General features: G+C 68.2%; 15 protein-coding genes and 1 pseudogene. 10 read left to right on the top strand and 6 right to left on the bottom strand.

Annotated features, from left to right (window positions below):
• Both H629_RS0113485 and H629_RS15310 read left to right on the top strand, forming a co-directional pair.
• The coding region (locus H629_RS0113485; protein WP_024357762.1) for an ISL3 family transposase at window positions 1–549 on the top strand (549 nt) is incomplete at its 5' end.
• A gap of 8 nt (window positions 550–557) precedes the next feature.
• Window positions 558–704 (top strand): annotated as a pseudogene (locus H629_RS15310) (IS3 family transposase); the annotation flags it as partial.
• Between the two features lie 178 nt (window positions 705–882).
• Here the strand turns inward: H629_RS15310 and H629_RS0113475 are convergent.
• Complete coding sequence (locus tag H629_RS0113475; protein WP_024357761.1) at window positions 883–1,086, bottom strand: hypothetical protein; 204 nt, start codon at window positions 1,084–1,086, stop codon at window positions 883–885.
• A gap of 88 nt (window positions 1,087–1,174) precedes the next feature.
• On the opposite strand from H629_RS0113475, the gene H629_RS0113470 reads away from it, so the two are divergent.
• A complete protein-coding gene (locus tag H629_RS0113470) occupies window positions 1,175–1,915 on the top strand; it encodes a restriction endonuclease (RefSeq protein ID WP_029747020.1) in 741 nt (246 codons plus the stop codon).
• A 213-nt stretch (window positions 1,916–2,128) separates the two neighbouring features.
• Here H629_RS0113470 and H629_RS0113465 read toward each other — a convergent pair.
• Window positions 2,129–3,297 (bottom strand): IS3 family transposase gene (locus H629_RS0113465; protein WP_152485731.1). Its coding sequence is split into 2 segments (ribosomal slippage): window positions 2,129–3,010 and window positions 3,013–3,297, totalling 1,167 coding nucleotides; the frame shifts between segments, so codons are not numbered across the junction.
• 304 nt (window positions 3,298–3,601) lie between these two features.
• Here H629_RS0113465 and H629_RS0113455 point away from each other — a divergent pair.
• The 3 genes from H629_RS0113455 (at window position 3,602) to H629_RS14665 (ending at window position 7,652) form a co-directional block, all read left to right on the top strand.
• Window positions 3,602–5,284 carry an ABC-F family ATP-binding cassette domain-containing protein gene (locus H629_RS0113455; protein ID WP_024357757.1) on the top strand — a complete coding sequence of 561 codons (1,683 nt, stop codon included), beginning with the start codon at window positions 3,602–3,604 and terminating at the stop codon, window positions 5,282–5,284.
• A gap of 263 nt (window positions 5,285–5,547) precedes the next feature.
• The gene (locus H629_RS14670; RefSeq protein WP_161608033.1) at window positions 5,548–7,134 is read left to right on the top strand and encodes a glycine-rich protein; all 1,587 of its coding nucleotides are present in this window, start codon (window positions 5,548–5,550) and stop codon (window positions 7,132–7,134) included.
• 65 nt (window positions 7,135–7,199) lie between these two features.
• Entirely contained in the window at window positions 7,200–7,652 is a 453-nt protein-coding gene (locus H629_RS14665) for an SIP domain-containing protein (protein WP_024357755.1), read from the top strand.
• Window positions 7,653–7,757: 105 nt separating this feature from the next.
• On the opposite strand, the gene H629_RS0113440 is transcribed toward H629_RS14665, so the two are convergent.
• A complete protein-coding gene (locus tag H629_RS0113440; protein WP_024357754.1) occupies window positions 7,758–8,249 on the bottom strand; it encodes a Dps family protein in 492 nt (163 codons plus the stop codon).
• Window positions 8,250–8,497: 248 nt separating this feature from the next.
• Here H629_RS0113440 and H629_RS0113435 point away from each other — a divergent pair, with 248 nt between their 5' ends.
• The 3 genes from H629_RS0113435 to H629_RS0113425 all read left to right on the top strand — a co-directional run bounded on the left by H629_RS0113435 (window position 8,498) and on the right by H629_RS0113425 (window position 12,648).
• Window positions 8,498–10,954, top strand: a complete 2,457-nt coding sequence (locus tag H629_RS0113435; protein WP_152485730.1) for a helix-turn-helix transcriptional regulator — start codon at window positions 8,498–8,500, stop codon at window positions 10,952–10,954.
• A 182-nt stretch (window positions 10,955–11,136) separates the two neighbouring features.
• On the top strand, window positions 11,137–11,676 hold the full coding sequence (locus H629_RS0113430) for a DUF488 domain-containing protein (RefSeq protein WP_024357752.1): 540 nt from the start codon (window positions 11,137–11,139) through the stop codon (window positions 11,674–11,676).
• 90 nt (window positions 11,677–11,766) lie between these two features.
• Window positions 11,767–12,648: a class II glutamine amidotransferase gene (locus tag H629_RS0113425; protein WP_024357751.1), complete on the top strand. Its 882-nt coding sequence runs from the start codon at window positions 11,767–11,769 to the stop codon at window positions 12,646–12,648.
• Between the two features lie 31 nt (window positions 12,649–12,679).
• On the opposite strand, the gene H629_RS0113420 is transcribed toward H629_RS0113425, so the two are convergent.
• Both H629_RS0113420 and H629_RS0113415 read right to left on the bottom strand, forming a co-directional pair.
• Window positions 12,680–13,384: an esterase/lipase family protein gene (locus H629_RS0113420; RefSeq protein WP_051137916.1), complete on the bottom strand. Its 705-nt coding sequence runs from the start codon at window positions 13,382–13,384 to the stop codon at window positions 12,680–12,682.
• 41 nt (window positions 13,385–13,425) lie between these two features.
• Window positions 13,426–16,005: an ATP-dependent DNA ligase gene (locus H629_RS0113415; protein ID WP_024357749.1), complete on the bottom strand. Its 2,580-nt coding sequence runs from the start codon at window positions 16,003–16,005 to the stop codon at window positions 13,426–13,428.
• 69 nt (window positions 16,006–16,074) lie between these two features.
• Between H629_RS0113415 and ku the strand changes: the two genes are divergently transcribed.
• Window positions 16,075–17,037 carry a non-homologous end joining protein Ku gene (gene ku / locus H629_RS0113410; RefSeq protein WP_024357748.1) on the top strand — a complete coding sequence of 321 codons (963 nt, stop codon included), beginning with the start codon at window positions 16,075–16,077 and terminating at the stop codon, window positions 17,035–17,037.
• 1,380 nt (window positions 17,038–18,417) lie between these two features.
• Here the strand turns inward: ku and H629_RS0113400 are convergent.
• The coding region (locus tag H629_RS0113400) for a transposase (RefSeq protein ID WP_024357747.1) at window positions 18,418–18,649 on the bottom strand (232 nt) is incomplete at its 5' end.

Here is an 18,649-nt window from a genome sequence, read left to right as displayed (position 1 = left end):
TTCCACGTGGGTCAGCTCGCCGGTGACGCGCTCGATCGGGTGCGGCAGCGAGTCCAGCAGGAAACGCTCGGACACCGCGGACGCCGGGGCGATCCCCTCTACGCGATCCGGAAAGTGCTGCGCACCGGCGAAGCGTTCCTCACCGAGAAACAACAAGCGAAGCTCGACGCAGTGTTCTCTGACCCCGCGCATGCGGATGTGTGGCGTGCGTGGCGGGTCTACCAACAGGTCGTGAACTCGTATCGGGAGAAGTTCTCGGGAAACGGCAGACGTCGGCTCCGTGAATTGATCGACACGGTGAAAGCCACCACGCCATCCTGGTTCGTCGAACTCCGCAAGCTCGCGTACACGCTCGACCGGCGCCGGGCAGACATCCTCGCGTACTTCGATCACCCAAGAACTTCGAACGGACCGACCGAAGCAATCAACGGCAGACTCGAGCACTTGCGTGGCTCGGCACTGGGCTTCCGAAACCTGGCCCACTACATCGCGAGATCCCTGCTCGAGGCCGGCGGATTCAGACCACGACTACACTCTCAAATGCGATGAGCCCGATTGATGACCTCGAGCTCGCGACCCTCGGCTGGGTGCACTGGCACAACACGAAACGGCTGCACGGCTACCTCGATGATGTGCCACCGTTCGAGTACGAGGAAGCGTTCTATGCTGGGGTTACCAGCGTCCAAGAACTGGTAATCAAATGAGCTGAGTCTCCACTAAACCCAGGGCGCTTCAGAGTGGGTCCCGTCACGAAGCAGGACGTACACGCACCGCACCGCAGGGATGAGTTCCGGGGAGGACCTTAGCTCTCGTATCGGCACGAAGCCTTGGAAGCCCCTGGTGCTGAGTGTCTCTCTCGTGAACTCGCTACTCATCGGTGCGTCAGTTTTCTTCGAGGTATTCGATGACCAGCAGCACGATCCCGGCAGTGTTGAACTCCTCGGAAGACGCCAGCGACATCGACACAATGCGATGCGCCGGCTTCTCCGCTAGTACTTGATCAATCTCGGCCTTCGGTGAGCCCGAGACGAGGTTCCGTAGCTTGATCTCGACGATCTCTTGCCGTGGTGTCAGGCCGTGCCCCATGTGTTCTCCTCGCCTGGGATAGCATCCATTCTGAATGGTAATCGCTGTGGAGTATCAGTGCTCCCGAGGCTCGCTGGAGGACCACCGCATGCTCACACCGTCGGCATACGAGTCTCATGTAGCTAAGTACTACGAAGCGCAGGGCTATCGCACCCAGCTGACCAGCTACAGCAACGATTACGGCCTTGACGTGCTCGCCGAGAACGAGACCGAGCGACTCGCGATCCAGGCCAAGCTCTACGGCCACACCTCTCGGCAGGTGAACCGGCAGATGATGATGGAACTGCACGGAGTGAAGGACTATTTCGATTGCGACCGTGCCGTACTCGCAACAGACGGAATTGTGCGACAAGACGCTCAGGAAGTCGCTGACAAACTCAACATCGAGATTCTCCTCCTCTCGGCGACGTCCTCCGTCTCGGAGAAGCTGGAATTTGAGAAGCCAAAAGCAGCAGCTGCCCCGGTCGATGAGGGCAACCCTTCCAGCAAACAGGTATCGTTCGAGAGGATCTGGGAGCAATACATCATCCCGCTCGCAGGCTCTACCCTGACGGCGGAGGACGGTCGCACGAACGAGATTCTGCGGGTGGACTGGTCTGGCTTGGAACGGTTGACCTCAAATGGGAAGAAGAGCCGAATCGACATCGAGATCTTCAAGCTCGCAACAAACAAGCTGCTTCGCGATGGTGAGATCACTCGCGACGAGATCAACCAGAACTACGCAAAGCGAGCCTCTTCTGGTGTCGTCCTGGTGCTTTCGCAGGCGCCATGTTTTCGGGTTGAGCGGGGACCGCTGCGCCTGGCGTATGAGCGTGGAGCAGTGAGCTGACAGCCGGAGTCCCATGCAGTGGTGGGGTTTGACTCGCGGCACTGAGAAGCCGGGTGTGTCCAGCTGATCCGAGCAGATGCTCAGTAACTAGGAAGGTGAATTCATGAGACAGCGAACCCCAAAGCCGTAGTTTCGATTCATATTTGTGCTCGGCACAAGCTCTGCAGCATCCATCCACAGCCGGGTCTGATGCACGTTTAGGTGACAGCTTGGTCAGGCAGCGAGTGCGACCTGTTTGTTCATGATGGTCTCGTATTCGATCGGCGTCAAACGCCCCAATCGGGCTTGTCTGCGGCGTCGATGGTAAGTGCGCTCGATCCATGTCACGATGGCAAGACGAAGCTCGTCTCGGGTGCCCCAGGTCTTGCGGTTCAGGACGTTCTTCTGGAGCAGGCTGAAAAACGACTCCATCGCCGCGTTATCGCCCGCAGCACCCGCACGCCCCATCGAGCCGGCCATGCCGTGAACGGTGAGCGCGCGCTGCAGCTTCCGGCTTCGGAACTGCGATCCACGATCCGTGTGCAGCACACACCCACGCACGTCTCCGCGGCGAAGCACGGCGTTGTTCAACGCGGTCACCGCAAGCGCGGAGGCCATGTGCGCGTCGATGGAGTAACCCACGATTCGGTTCGACCACACGTCCTTCACTGCGCACAGATACAGCTTGCCTTCACTCGTCCAATGCTCAGTGATGTCCGAAAGCCATAGTTCGTTCGGAGTAGCCGCCACGAACTCGCGCTGCACCAGGTCGTCATGCACGGGTGGGCCGGGCTTTCTGCGCTTCCCTCGTGCTTTCTTCTTCCCGAACGCTGACCACCACTGCTGGTCTCGGCAGAGCCGCCATGCAGTCCGGTCACACATCACTTCACCGAGAGTCTTCGCTTCGTCGGCGAGAAACCGGTACCCGAACCCGGGGTCTTCAAGATGGGCGTCGTGGAGCGCGTTCGCTCGATACGCCTGCGTAAGGTCACGCTCAGTCACTGGGTTACGGAGCCACCGGTAGTAAGGTTGGCGGGCGAGCTTCAATACCCGGCACGACACCTGGACGGGGATCCCGTCACTGGTGAGCTCTTTCACGAGCGGGTAGAGCCTTTTCCCGGTAGATGCGCCTGGGAAAGATACGCCGCCGCACGACGAAGCACTTCCACTTCTTGCTCGAGGAGCTTGTTCCGTTTGCGAAGCTCCCGAAGCTCAGCATTCTCGGAACGGGTGACACCGGGCTTCTGGCCCTGTTCGACGCGTTCCTCTCGGAGCCATTTATCGAGCGTGCCGACATGGATTCCGAAGTCTTTCGCGATCTGCGCCAGCGTCACCTCCGGGCCGCGATTCAGGGCGACTTGCACGATGTCGTCGCGGAACTCTTTGGGGTAACGAGAGGGCATAGGTTCATCCTTCCAGGCCAGCCGAAACTAGCCGTGTTGAATGTCACCTAAACATGCATCAGACCCGACAGCTCCTGGTGTCGAGGCGAAACTGGCTTGTTCAAACCGTCCGGCCGTTGCGGCATAACCGCTAGTTTTCGCAGTGCATCAGGGGCAAAGCTCCCATGCGAGAATTGCGAACAGAGGTCGAGCGTGCCAGCCATCACAGCCCCGTTCTTCTGCGAAGATCGGGGCTTTGTGCTTCATGCCTGCCGGAAGCGCGCAGTGTCGCCGCGCGGTCGCGCCGCCCCATAGTCTGAGGGGTATGACAGCAACGCTCGTGGCGAACGGCATCGCCGGCGGCCACGCCCATCGCACGCTCTTCGATGGGCTCGATCTCACCGTCGCGCCCGGCGACGTGGTGGGCGTGGTGGGCGTGAACGGCGCCGGCAAGTCGACCCTGTTGCGCATCCTCGCCGGAGAGTTGCAGCCGCAGGCCGGCGAAATCCACCTGGCACCCGGCGACGCCTTCGTGGGGTGGCTGCCGCAGGAGCACGAGCGCATCGCGGGCGAGACCGTCGCCGAGTACATCGCGCGTCGCACCGGCTGCGCCCGCGCGACCGCCGAGATGGATGCCGCGGCTCTCGCCCTCGGCGACCCGAACCCGCCTGCGGGCGGCGCCGACCCGAACGACGTGTACGCCGCCGCACTCGACCGCTGGCTCGCGAGCGGCGCCGCCGACCTCGAAGAGCGGCTGCCAGCGGTGCTCGCCGAGCTCGGGCTCGACACCGCGGAATCGGCAGGCGCCGCGACCGCCGTGTCGGGATCCACGCTCATGACCTCGCTCTCCGGCGGGCAGGCAGCCCGCGTGGGCCTTGCAGCGCTGCTGCTCTCGCGCTTCGACATCGTGCTGCTCGACGAGCCGACGAACGATCTCGACCTCGACGGGCTCGAACGGCTCGAGCGATTCGTGGGCGGTCTGCGCGGTGGCGTGGTGCTCGTGAGCCACGATCGCGAGTTTCTGGCCCGGTGCGTCACACAGGTGCTCGAAATCGATCTGGCGCAGCACAGCAACCGCGTCTTCGGCGGCGGCTACGAGTCGTACCTCGAGGAGCGCGCCATCGCGCGGCAGCACCGGCGCGACGACTACGACGAGTTCGCGAGGAAGAAGGCCGACCTGGTGGCACGCGCGCGCACCCAGCGCGAGTGGTCGAGCCAGGGCACCCGCAACGCGATGCGCAAGGCCCCCGACAACGACAAGATCAAGCGCCGCGCCTCGATGGAATCGAGCGAGAAACAGGCGCAGAAGGTGCGCCAGATGGAGAGCCGCATCCGTCGGCTCGAAGAGGTCGAGGAGCCGCGCAAGGAGTGGCAGCTCGAGTTCACGATCGGCTCGGCGCCGCGCTCCAGCGCGGTGGTGGCGACGCTCAACGAGGCCCGGGTCACGCAGGGCGACTTCGTGCTCGGGCCCGTCTCGGTGCAGTTGAACGCGGCGGATCGCGTGGGCATCACCGGCCCCAACGGCGCGGGCAAGTCGACGCTGCTGCGCATGCTGCTGGGCAGGCGGGCACCCGATTCGGGATCGGCCGCCCTCGGTGCCTCGGTCGCGATCGGCGAGATCGATCAGGCGCGCTCGCTCTTCGCGGACGAGCTGCCGCTGGCCGAGGCCTTCGAGCGGCAGAACCCGGACATGCCGAGCGCCGAGGTGCGCACGCTGCTCGCGAAGTTCGGGCTGAAGGCCGACCACGTGCTGCGGCCCGGCGCCGAGCTCTCACCGGGGGAGCGCACCCGCGCGGGCATGGCGCTGCTGCAGGCGCGAGGAGTGAACGTGCTCGTGCTCGACGAGCCCACGAATCACCTCGACCTTGCGGCCATCGAGCAGCTCGAACAGGCGCTCGACAGCTATGAGGGCGCGCTGCTGCTCGTCACCCATGACCGGCGCATGCTCGAGAACGTGCGCCTCGACAGGCACTGGCACGTCGAAGCGGGCCGCCTGATCGAGACGTAGCGGCGCTGCGGCACGGTAGATCCGCGCCGGCGACCGCACAGTGCCACTTCGCGCAGAAACCGTGCAGCTTGCGCGGGGGCGAGAGCGTGGATCGCGAGGAGTGCGCGCCTGACTCCCGCGCGCTGTCGCGGATCCGGCGGCAGCAGGCGCGCAGATCGGCCGATGTGCGACGCGTGCGGGATCCTCTAGTGTCGGTTCTTTGGGGTGGCCCAGCGCGGGTGCTGCACTCGCGCGCACGGAATCTGAAGGAGCACAGGATGGGTGTGTCGAAGAGAGGCGTCTTCGCCATGGTCGGGATCGGCGCGATCGCCGTGTTCGGGCTCGGAGGCGCGACGGTCGCGGCGAGTCCTGCAGCAGCGGCACCGCCGGAGCCGACCCCCGTGTGCGTGCCCGAGCCGAACGGTGAGCAGCTGCGGTGCTCGGTGAGCTACGTCTCCACCGGTGCGCCGCAGACCTTCACCGTGCCCGCCAATGTCACCTCGGTGGACCTCGAACTCGTCGGCGGGAACGGCGGTGGGCAGTGGGTTAACACCGACCCCACTCTCATCGGCAGCGGAGCCCGGGTCACGGGGACGCTCCCCGGGCTGGTCGCGGGCGAGACCCTGACCGTCGTCGTCGGCGGGAACGGCCGAGTGAAGACGGATAGCAGTCAGACCGAGAACAGCGGCTACAACGGTGGCGGGAACGGCACTGGACTCTGGCATGTCGCCGGCGGTGGAGGGGCCACCGACGTGCGCCAGTATGGAAACAATCTCCTGGCACGTGTCGCGGTCGCCGGCGGTGGCGGTGGCAGTGTGAAGACTGTCGCTGCGCCGCCGGAGGTCATCGCGTCCGGCGGAGCCGCGGGCGAGGCTGGCAGCGTTCCCCAGGCCGGGTGCGATGCCGCTCAGCCGGGAACGAGCGCGTCCGGTGGTGCCGGTGGCACGTGTGGATCGGCAACGCCGGGAACCGCAGGTTCGCTCGGCGTCGGGGGCGATGGTGGTGACCGCCAAGGTGCGGGTAACTATCTCGGCGGTGGCGGTGGCGGTGGCGGCTACTACGGCGGCGGTGGCGGCGTCGGTGCGATCAACGGCCAGAGCTTCAACGGCTCCGGAGCCGGCGGCTCCTCCCTCGTGCCGGCGGGCGGAAGCGTTGCGCCCAGCGGCCGCGCCGCGCCGAGCGCAACCGTGAGCTATCTGATCGACATCGGGACCATCACCGTGACCCCGGTTGCGACGACCGCGCTCACCCAGGCCGCGTTCAGCGCATCGACGACCGGTCCGAGCAGCGAAACGATCGACCTGACGAGCCTCATGTCCGTGACCGGCGCCGGTCTCAGCTGCACTGGCAACTCCTGCACCGCCGCGCTTGCCGGGTCCTTCCCGGTGAGCATCACCTTCGGAACGGGCAGCCGATCCGCGACGAGTACCTTCACGGCGAGCAAGGTCGCGCAGACCATCGCCTTCGGCGGTGGATCCTTCACTGCCGGCACCGCGTACCCCCTGAGCGGATCGGCGACGAGCGGGCTCGGCCTGAGCTACGCGGTGCGCTCCGGTTCCTGCACCGTCTCCGGGGGTGCGCTCACCGCGAGCGCAGCCGGCACCTGCGAGGTCGAGGCCACGCAAACCGGGAACGGGACCTACTTCGCTGCGACCCCGGTGGCCGCGTCCTTCACCGTCGCGCCGGCGCCGAAGCCGGCACCGAAGCCCGAACCCGCCCCGAGCGATCCGAAGGCCGGCTCGGCTGGGCAGCAGGGCCCACTGGTGAAGACCGGGGCCGAAGCGGCGACGCCGGTGCTGCTCGGAGGTGCCTTCGCGCTGCTCGCCGGGGGTTCGGTGCTGCTGATCCGCCGCTCCAGAAGGGGTGCCTGATCCGCCTCGCTGACAGAATCCCCAGTGATCGTCAGATGAAGGGCGGATGCGCGTACACTGGAGGGGTGAGCGCCACTGACCATACCGACGAGAGCCACTCGTCGGACTTCATCTTCATCTGCCCGAGCTACCTCGAGTGCGTGCTCGCGGCGGGGGACGCGGGTGACCTCGACGCGTTGCGCGACTGGTGCGCGGCGCTGCCGAAGAAGAGCTACGGCCGGGTGTTCATCGAGGTCGACTCCGCGGAGCACATCCAGCCGATCGAGGCGCCGCCGGGTGTCGGCGTCACCTGGTTGGTGCAGCGCTCGCGGGACGCGTTCACCGGAGAGCTGCTGATGAACGCCGTCGACGCGTGGCTCGACGAGTGGGTGCGCGCCGATCCGCTGAGCGGGCGCTACGTGCACCTCTGGGCCGGTGCTCGCGACAGCCGCGAGGTCACCGCTCAGTGGGATCGTATCCGCAGCGAACTCGCCGAGATCTGGGCCGCCGCAGCGGAGTACCGTGAGCAGCGCGCGTAGGGCGTATCCCGCACCTCCTCGATTGCAGCGCGCGAGACGCGCCTCAGCGCACCCGGTCGGAGCCTCGCGAGGCTCCAACCGGGTGCGCTTCGACCCCCGGGTCGTTCAGGCCATCAGGTGCGAGGCCAGGAACCAGCGATCCTTGTCGAGCTGCTGCGCCAGCGCGATCACGATGTCCTGGCTGGTCGGGTCGATCTCATCGAGCCCCGAGACAGCGGCGTAGACGGTGGTGAGTACCGCGTCGAGTTCGGCAACGACCTCGCGGATCGTTGCGTCGGACTGCTGGAATCCCTCGGTCGCCTCGGGGAGGCTGGCCTTCTTCGCGACCGTGCCGATGCGGGCGTCGACGGGCAGGCCCAGAGCGACGATGCGCTCCGCGACCTCGTCGGCACCGTCCTGGGCGTGCGCGACGACCTCGTCCAGGAACTCGTGCACGCCGATGAAGTTCGCGCCGCGCACATGCCAGTGCGCCTGCTTGCCGTTGACGGCGAGCGCGACCAGGTCGCGCACGACGGGCGCGAGGTAGTGCTCGACTCCCACTGACCGGTCGAGATCTTCCTTCGAGACGACGACTGACTTGTTCTTGGCTTGGACCATGATGATTTTCGCCCCTTCACTCATCCGTTCGGGTCGCTTCGACCTGATGATCTCTACTGTGACGCGAATCGCGGCGATCTGCAAGCAAGGCGAGGCAAGCCTCACCCGCCGTGCGATCCAGGGCGCTGTCATCCGGCACCCGCCGAATCGTGCTGCCGTCCGGGCATCGCTAGGGTGGAGAGCAGGAGAAGGATCGCCGCTGGGCGCTCGTGTCACGGGGGGAGGCCGGCAGCCCAGGGGCGCCACGGATGGACGACGGAGCAGTGGGAATCACCCGCACGGACGAGGGGCAGGGCGCGCGGCGAGCGCCGCGCGTGCCAGCGACCGCGTTTCCGCGCCCGAGGCTCCTCGAACGGCTGGAGTCGTGGCCGGACATCACAGTGGTGCAGGGCCCGCTCGGCTCGGGCAAGACGGTGCTGCTCGCGGCGTGGGTCGCGAGCCGCGCCGCGCCGGTGCTCTGGTGCGAGCCCGAGGAGGGACGCCTGCCGATCGCAGAACTGGAGGCGTTCGCCTCGGCCGGCGCGGGCGTGCTCGTGATCGACCGCGGCGAACGGATCGACGCCGCCGAGTTCGAGCGGCTCGGATCCCTCATCGATCGCGCCCCACGGCTCAGGGTCGCCGTCGCGACGAGGAGCGGGAGCACCGCCCGCGAGCTCTCGGCGGCCTCGGACGCCGCAGTCGATCTGATCGGCAGGGATGAACTGCGGGTCGTGCCGGAGGAGCTGCGCGATGCCGGCCTGCTCGACGATGACGAGGCCCGGTCGGAGCTGCTGCGCGGTGCCGAGGGCCTCATGATCGCGGTGCGAGCCGGGCTCGACGACGTCCTCCGCGGCGCTTCCGGCGCGCAAGGTCGGATGCGGCGCCTGCTGCGGATCGAACTCCGAGCGCCGTCGGAGGCGTACGAGTGGGCGTTGCGCCTCGCGCTGCTCGACCGGGTCGATCGCGGCATCCTCACGGCGTGGGCGATCCCGGATGAGGTGGTCGCGCGCCTCGACGGGGGAGGCATCGCCGAGTGGGACGGCGACTGGCTGCGCATGCACCCGTTCCTGCGCGGGGTGCTCGCGGAGGATGCCGCGGAGGAGGTGCCCGCCGACGAACGGCGCACCCTGCTCGCTGCAGCCGTGCGATCCACCCTGATCCGCTGCGAGCCGCTGCAGGCGCTCCGCATCGCCTTCGAAATGGACGACCTCGAACTCGCCACCGAGGTGGCCTTCGCCAACATGGTCGAACTGCTCGAAGCGCGCGACGAGACCTACGCGGTGTTCCGCTCGGTGCGGGCGTCGCGGCTGCGCGGCTACCCGGGGCTCACCGTCATGCTCGTGCTGCTCTCCAACATGGCACCGGACACCCGGCCCCGGGCCATCCAGCTGCTCGCCACGGAGTCGCTGTTCCAGCGGCTGCAGCCGAGCCGCGGCCTGCACCGCGAGCGCGTCGCCTACCGCGGCTTCGAGGCGGCCGCGCTGCGGCTGACCCCCTTCTCGTCACGGGCCCTGCCGCTCATCCGCCAGGTGGTGGACGATCTCCGGGCGCTGAGCGAGGAGGATCAGGACGCACTCGGGCGGATGGGCCCGATGCTGCAGGTGCACCTCGGGATCGGGGCGCTCTATCTCAGGGACATCGAGCTCGCGCGCCGCTGCTTCGACCTCGCCGACGCCCTCCACGTCGAGGCCGGTCGCCTCGACCGCGTCGATCCGCTCTCGATGCGGGCCGGGCTCGCGGCGCTGAGCGGAGAGCTGCCGCTCGCGCGCCGGCTGCTCGCAGAGGCCGACGCGGCCGAATGGCCGCCGGGGTGGCGCGACTCCAGCCCCGCCGACTTCTTCCACCTCGGGCGCGCGATCGTGGCGATCGAGGAGGGCGATGCCGGCATCGCCGAGGACTGCCTCGCCGCCGCGGGCCCGCTGTCGGAGATGATCGAGCACTGGCCGATCTACGCCTTCGCCCGCGCGCTCCGCGACCGTCTCGCGGGCGAGGTCGAAGCGGGGCTGTCGCGGCTGCAGCGCCTGCGCGAGCAGCGGAGCTCGGCGCCGCTGACGCCGATGGCACGGGGCCTCCTCGACGCCGCGGAGGCCGAGCTGCACCTCGCGGGAGGATCGCCCGGAGCGGCGCGCAGCGCCGCCGCACGGTCGGCGCGGCACAGTTCGAGCTGCTGCATCGCCCTCGCACGAGCCGAGCTCGCCCTCGATCGCCCCTCGGAGGCCGCACTGCGGGCCTACCGGGTGCTCGGCTTCAAGGGTCTCACGCCCCGCAACCGGTTGGAGGCCGAGCTGGTGCTCGCGTGCGCGGCGCTGCGCGCCGATCACGAGATCGATGCGGCGGCGATCATCCCGCGAATCGTCGAGCTCGCGCGGACGACCGGGATGCGCGCCCCCCTCCGGGCTGTGCTGCCGCGCGACCGCGAGGCTCTCGCTACGGCGCTGCGGTACGGCGGGGGCGACGAAGAGACGGCGGCGCTCGTCGGGGTCGACATGGGGCCGGCGGAGGCCGCGCCGCGGCTCGACCAGAGCCTCAGCCCGCGCGAGCAGGCCGTGCTCGAAGTGCTGGTCGAGACCGGCTCGATCGACGAGATCGCCGCGCGCCTCTACGTGTCGCGCAACACCGTGAAGTCGCAGCTGCGCACCGTCTATCGAAAGCTCGGGGTGTCCTCGCGCGACGCCGCCCTCACGCGCGCCGCGGTGCTCGGTCTGCTCGACGGCCCCCTGGCATAAGCCGCGTCGCTCGCTGGCTCGCTCTGCGCGGCTACCCGGCCCGTTCCGCGGGCCGCCGAGAGGAGGATTTCGCATGGCGGATCGCTGTGACTCGTGCGAAACTCGCCTTTCGGGGCCTGTGGCGGTGCTGGGGCGCGGCCGCGCCGCGCCGGGGCGGTCGTAGAGTGGCAGGAAGGGGGACCATGGAGCGGGAGACGATCTTCACCATCGGCCACTCGACCCGCACGATCGAGGAGTTCGCCGGGCTGCTCGAAGAATACGCGGTCGAGTCGGTCATCGACGTGCGGCGACTGCCCGGCTCGCGGCGCTTCCCCCAGTTCAACGCCGACGCGCTCGGAGCCGCACTCGGGGAGCGGGGCGTGGCGTTCTCCCGGCTGGAGGGACTGACCGGGCGCCGGCCCGTCAGCCGCGAGGTGCCGTTCGAGGTGAACGCCTGGTGGCAGAACCGCAGCTTCCACAACTACGCCGATCACGCACTCGGCCAGGAGTTCGCCGAAGCGCTGGGGGAGCTGCGCCGCGCGGCCGCGGCACGGCCCACCGCCGTGATGTGCTCGGAGGCGGTGTGGTGGCGCTGCCACCGCCGCATCATCGCCGACCACCTGCTCGCAGCGGGGAACGGGGTGCGACACATCATGGGGGCCGGCCAGGTGCAGCCGGCCGAGCTGAGCCTCGGCGCCATGCTCGGCCCCGATCGCGAGGTGACCTACCCTGCGGAGTCCTGAGCGGGCGAGGCCGCGGGATCCGCGATCCTGAGAGCGAGAGCGGCAAGCCTCGCTACCCTCGGATCCAAGCCGCACCCGAAGGAGTGGACTATGTGCCGCTGGCTCGCGTACCTCGGATCGCCGATCCCGCTCGAAGACGTGCTCGTGCGGCCGAACCACTCGCTCATCGACCAGAGCCTGTTGGCGCGGGATCTGTATCTGCCGCATGACCCGCGCGCCGCGCAGTTCCGTCGCAGCGCTTTCCCTACGAACGGTGATGGTTTCGGTGCGGCCTGGCGGGGGCGCGGCGGCACCCTGGGCCAGTACCGTCAGATCGAGCCGGCCTGGGACAGCCAGAACCTGCGGCACCTCGCCGCGCAGATCGAGTCGGACTGCTTCCTGGCGCATGTGCGCGCGGCCCCCGGCGGCACGATCGCCGAGCAGAACTGCCACCCCTTCGTGCACGGCGGGTGGATGTTCCAGCACAACGGCGAGATCCACGGCTTCCCCGCGTTGAAGCGCGAGCTGACCTTCGACGTCGACCCGGGGCTCTACCCGTCGATCCTCGGCAACTCCGACTCCGAGGTCTGCTTCTATCTCGCGCTCAGCTTCGGGCTCGCCGAAGACCCGGTGGGCGCGTTCACCCGCATGGTGGAGCGGGTGGAGCGGGCGAGGCGGGACCGCGGTGTCGCAGCGCCCTTCCGCTCCACGATCTGCGCCTCTGACGGCACGCAACTGGTGGTGCTGCGGTGGGTGAGCCCCGACGTGCGGGGTGCGGAGGCGCCGACGCTGTTCCACTCGGCGGGCGCCACGGTGCTGCGAACCGTCGACGGGGGTGAGGATCGGCTGCCGCCGGACGCGCAGCTGATCGTCTCGGAGCCCCTCGAACTGCACTGGAGCAGCCAGACCTGGCGTGAAGTCGCGGCTGGCACCATCGGAGTGTTCCGGAGAGGCGAAGCGCCGGTGTTCACCCCGATCGAGCCGGCGGCCTGAACTCTGCTTCTCGGCAGGAGGGCAGGACAGCCTAGGCGCGGGGCGGCTTCTCCGGCACTCGGGGCGTGCCGGGCGCGGCCACCCGCCGCACCTCGGCGATCGTGCGCGGATGGGCGAGGATGCGGAAGTGCCCGCCGGTCTCGACGCGCACGTTGCGGGCGCCGGCGAGCTCGCTGCCCTCGGGGATGTGCGGATCGAAGCTCGGGAACACGGAGACGACGCGCGAGTTCACGTCGAGCGTGCGGGCGAGGAGCGCCAGTGTCGCGTCGCGCGGCGAGAACGCGCGCAGCGTCGAGCCGAGCATGAAGCGCGCGTAGCGGGATCCGCCGAAGGGCGTCGAGATCGCGACCATCGCGCTCACCCGGTGGGCTGACGCCCCGAACGACATGAGGTGCTTGCCGATCAGGCCGCCTTTGCTGTGCGCCACGATCACGACGCCGCGCAGGTCGCGGGCCGCGAGGTACTCGTCCACGAGCCGCGCCCCCGCGGCGACGGGCACGCGGTTGCCCCGCAGCGGTTCTATCACGTGCACCGGGTGGCCTCGACGATGCAGATCGCGGATCAGCGGCAGCATGAAACGCCACGGCTCGTAGACGCCCGGGATCACGAGAACCGGCGCACCGCCTCCGGTGGTGAGGGCGCTCGGATCCGCTCGGGAGCAGATTGCGGCCAGCTGCCGCCAGCCCGCGTAGAGGTAGTCGGCGAGCCACCAGGCGGCCTGTCGGATGAGCCTCATGCCTCGGTGCCTCATGCCTCGGCGACTCATATCTGGGGGCCTCACGCCTCGGCCTCGCTCGGGGCCGAGAGATCGGTCGGGCACTTGTCGGGGCGCCAGCCGCGCCACACCGGCTGCCGGAAGCTGCCACCCGCTGTGCGGCCCTTCGACACGACCTCGCCCACCAGCTCCGGCCGCACCCAGTGCGCGTCGCGGCCGATCGCAGCGGGCACCTCGGCGGCGGGCTCGGCGCACGCCAGCGGGGCGAGGCGGGCGCGGATCGCGCGTCGCTCGGCCGAGGAGAACCCGGTACCCACCCGGCCCGCATAGCGCCAGGCTCCGTCCTGCCGGTCCGCGAGCAGCAGCGACGCGAAGCCCAGAGTGTCGGAGGGGCTGTCGCGCCAGCCGATCACGACAGCCTCATCGGTGAGGATCAGCGGGAACTTGCGCCAGTCCGAGGAGCGAGCGCCCGAACGGTACGGGCTCGCCCAGCGCTTCGCCATCACCCCCTCCAGGCGCAGCGCCCGGCTCGCCTCGGCGGCGTCGCGCGCCGACCCGGCGAACACCTCGGGCAGTGCGACGGGCACTCCGGGCGCCGGCTCGATGAGCGCGTCGAGCAGCTCGCGGCGCTGCCGGTACGGCAGCGCGCGACAATCCCGACCGTTGATGCTCAGCACGTCGAACACGAGGTACGAGGCCGGCGCCTCGCGGCGCGCCCGCGCCACGTCGTCGCGATCCGTCATTCCGAAGCGGCGCTGCAGTCGGCTGAAGCTCGGCGCCCCGTCCGCCCCGAACGCGATGATCTCGCCGTCGAGCACCGCCTGCTCGCCGTTCACCACCGCGGGCAGCGCAGCGAAATCCGGGTACGCGGCGGTGAGATCGCCGCCCGAGCGGCTGCGGAGGGCGCAGCGCTCGCCGTCGACGAAGGCGAGCGCGCGGATGCCGTCCCACTTCATCTCGAATGCCCACTTGTGCTCGTCGAGCCGCTCGAACTCGGCGGGGGAGCCCCGCTCGGAGAGCATCGGGCGCAGCTCGGGATCGGTGGCCGCAGGGGAGGCCGCGCCGGTGGTGCGGCGGGAACCGTCGGCCGGGGGCGGAGCCGGATCCGCTTCGCGATCCCGAAGCCGCGAGCGACGGTTCGCACGACCCGCCCCGGTGTCACCGGCCCGCCCGCGGTGAGCCGCAGGCCGCGGCCCGGTCGCGTCGTCGCTCATCAGGTCGTCGCTCATCAGGTGGATCATCCACCGCGGCTTCCCGTCGGCCTCGCCCGCGCGGAACAGCGCGTAGCGCCGCGGGCCGCCGAGCCCGCCCCCGCGGCGGCCGGTGAGCCGCACGATCACTTCGTCGTCGCGCCACTTCTCGAGCTCGTAGGTGCCGGCATCCCAGATCTCGACCCTGCCGGCCCCGTACTCGCCCTTCGGAATGACCCCCTCGAAGTGCCGGTATGACATCGGGTGATCTTCGGTGGGCACCGCGAGGTGATTGACCGCGGGGTCGGTCGGCACCCCCTTCGGCAGCGCCCAGCTGACGAGCACGCCGTCGTGTTCCAGACGGAAGTCGAAGTGCAGCCGGCGCGCCTCGTGGCGCTGGATCACGAAGACGGGGCCGTCTCGCCGTTCGCCCTCCGAGTCGGAGTCGACCGTGCCTGAGCTTGCGTCGCGTGCGGCTCCCGCTGGCGGTACCGGCTCCGGGGTGCGCGCCGCGTCGCGCTTCGACCGGTAGACGCTCAGGCGATCCGACACCGCGAGCGCGTCGGATAACTCCGCAAGCTCGGCGAGCGGGTCGCCCCGCTTCGCAACCCGCCGCAGCACCTCCCGGAACTCGAGCTGCCGCAGCTGCGGGGAGGCGAGCTCGCGCCAGGAACGCGGTGCGGCCACAGTGGGCGCGATCCGCCCCCGCAGCGAATACGGCGCGACCGTGGTCTTCGACGCGTTGTTCTGACTCCAGTCGATGAACACGCGGCCGGGGCGCAAAGCCCGCTTCATCGAGCTCGTGATGTCGTCGGGGTGGTCGGCCTCGAGCGAGCGGGCGAGCTCGCGGGCGACCGCCGACGCCTGGTCGGAGGTCTGCGAGCCGTCGAGCGCGGCGTAGAGGTGGATGCCTTTGCTGCCGCTCGTCACCGGGATCGACGGCAGCCCCATGTCGCGCAGGATATCGCGCACCAGGAAGGCGACCCGCGCGCACTCGCGCAGCGTCACGCCCTCGCCGGGGTCGAGATCGAACACGAGGCGATCCGGATTCCGCGGTTCGCCCGAGGCGTCGAAGCGCCACTGCGGCACGTGGATCTCGAGCGCGGCGAGCTGGGCGAGCCACACGAGCGTCGCCTCGTCGTCGACGAGCGGGTAGTGGTTCACGTGATCCTTGTGCTGGATGCGGCCCGTGCGCACCCAGTCGGGCGCGGAGTCGCCGATGTCCTTCTGGAAGAAGAAGTCGCCGCGGCCGTCGTCGCCCACCCCGTCGGGCCAGCGCTTGCGCGTCGCCGGGCGGTCGCGGCAGTGCGGCAGCATCGTCGGGGCGATCGCGCTGTAGTAGCCGATCACATCTCCCTTGGTGGTGCCGGTGGAGGGGTAGAGCACCTTGTCCAGATTCGAGACCCGGATGCGGCGCCCGCCCACCTCGACGGTCTGTTCCTTGCGGGCCATGCCTACATGATCGTCGCCGGGTCGCGCAAGCAGTAGACCTTTGACACCGCTGCGGGCTGTACTGTACGCATGAGAGCGATCTGGAGCGGAGCGATCACCTTCGGGCTCGTCAACGTGCCCGTGAAGCTCTACAGCGCCACCGAAGACCACGACGTCGAACTGCACCAGGTGCACGACAAGGACGGCGGGCGGATCCGATACCAGCGGCGCTGCGAGATCTGCGGCGAGATCGTCGAGTACGAGCACATCGACAAGGCATACGCCGACGAGGACGACACGATCGTGCTCACCAAGGAAGATCTCGCGTCGATCCCGCAGGAGCAGGATCGCGAGATCTCGGTAGTGGAGTTCGTGCCGTCGGATCAGCTCGACCCCATCCTGTTCGCGCGCAGCTACTACCTGGAACCGACCGGCAAGACCGTGAAGGCGTACGTGCTGCTGCGGCGCACGCTGGAGCAGACCGACCGCACCGCGATCGTCGAGTTCGCGCTGCGGCAGAAGACGCGGCTCGCCGCGCTCCGCGTGCGCGGCGACATGCTGCTGCTGCAGACGCTGCTGTGGCCCGACGAGATCCGCTCGGCGGCCTTTCCGGCGCTCGACAAGCGGGTGCGCATCTCGGCGAAGGAGCTGCAGCTCTCGGCCTCGCTCGTGAAGAGCTTCTCGGGAGACTTCGACCCGTCGGCGTTCCGCGACGAGTACCAGGAGGAGTTGCGTTCGCTGATCGAGGCGAAGCGGCGGGCGGGGGAGGCGCTCGACACGGAGGAGACGTTCGGTGCGTCTGGCGATTCCGACGCCGGTTCTGGCGATGCCGAGGTGATCGACCTCATGGAGGCGCTCAAGCAGAGCGTGCAGAAGTCGAGCGCCGCGAAGAAGCGGGGCAAGGGGCGGGGCGGGGCTGGATCGGGGTCTCGCTCGGGGGCGGCTTCAGGATCGGGTTCCGGGTCTCGTTCGGGGCCTGGTTCTGCGAAGTCGGGTGGATCCGCATCCCGCTCCGGACCCGGCTCCTCGCGGCGCCGCAAGAAAGGCGCGTAGTGGGGCTCGTTCCCCGAGCCCGTCGAACGAACCCTCGCTCACCCTTTTGGACGATCAGGCGCGAAGAATAGATGCGCGGAGACCGCCGTGAAGGCTGCGACTCTGCAGCCTTCACGGCGCCCACGATCACATGTCGCGGCAGTGAGCGCAGAGCGGCCACCCGTTCGTACCCGCCCTCTTGTTCCAGGAGGGGATCTGCTGCCCACTCGGGCAGTTGTCATGCACGTGGTGCACATCGGGATCAGACTCATTGATCGAGTGATAGGGCTGAACTCGCATTGAAAACTCCATTCGTTGATGCGCCGATCGGCACGTATGCAATGTAGAAGGGACCACTGACATTCGTGCGCGATCTGTGCCCCAGCGATAGTCGCGGTCGTGCGTGCGAGCGGTGACGATCGGGTAGTGGCTGACCCTTCCACGTTGTGGAGCAACGCGGAGCAGGACAGGCTCCCGCATGTATGAGGTCGAAGGGAAGTGGCGCGGGAGCGTATCGCGGGTCGCGGGCTCTTGGCCGGGCTGTTTGGAGCCTCTAGGAGCGTGAGCGCTCTGCAGCCGTCGTCTCCCTCCCGTTTCCTTCGTGTGGCATTGGCCGCGGTGGCGTGTGGCATCGCTGCCTAGTGACTTAAGAGGAATGCTTGATGGGCTCTCCGAACCAGCAGATCGCCTGTTCCTTGTAGAGATGTCGAAGAGCTATGCCGCTGGTGAGAATCAGCGGCTGGCTCCTGCGCTTTCAGCATGGGCCGAATGCAGCTGGTTTTGCCGTGGAGGGTGGAGATAATGGAGCCGCAGGTTCCAAGATTCAACTGGATGTGCGTCTTAAATCTCTTGGAGAGCTTAGGGATTGTTTTGTTTCAGGGAGGAACGCTGGAAATGAGTCCAGTGTCGACTGCAGAGGGAACCTGCGTGCGCTAACGTCGTAGTTTTTACAACAGTCCAGAACGGAATATTGACTTCCTCGGCGCTTGATTCATGCTCAGGGCACTCGTTCCTGTTCTGCCGCTTCTGACGTGACCCATCCGAGGATCGCGGGCCTCATACATGAATGAGGTACTCGTCATGAGCGAGGAAACGAACGGGTATGGAGCCATCTACAAAGTACCCACCGTCCGCACCTGCGAGGACACCAAGGCGCAGCTCGAAGTCCTTGCCCTTCAGCGTCACTGAGTAGACTCGGATCGCGCTGGAGCAATGGGTCGAACAGTCAAAGTCCGATCCTGCCGTGCTTAGGCGCGCCGAGCCGGTACGGGGTGAGATTGAACGAGAAGCCGACCAGGCGCAACGCCATCGCGGCTGTACTGGGAGAGGCGCCTTCCAAGGCGCCGTCTCGAGGTCAAGTCCCCGGTAGTGGTGTAGCGGTGGGTCCTTCGATGTGTGGGGTTAGGCGCTGAGTTCGAGGATGCTGTCGGTCACCTCCTCGGGGTTGTTGTCGGCGACGAGGGTGAGTCTGCTTTTGGCGAGAATATCGAGGCCGAGGTAGCGGCGTCCTTCGGCCCATTCGTCGGTCTGCTCGGCCAGGACGGCGCCGACGAGGCGGATGATCGCGTCGCGGTTCGGGAAGATGCCGACGGAGTCGGTGCGGCGGCGGATCTCCCGGTTGAGGCGCTCGTTG

Source organism: Leucobacter chironomi DSM 19883, from assembly GCF_000421845.1.
Lineage (GTDB): Bacteria > Actinomycetota > Actinomycetes > Actinomycetales > Microbacteriaceae > Leucobacter > Leucobacter chironomi.
Note: the sequence above shows the minus strand (reverse complement) of the source record. Positions and strands in the feature narration are given on the sequence as shown.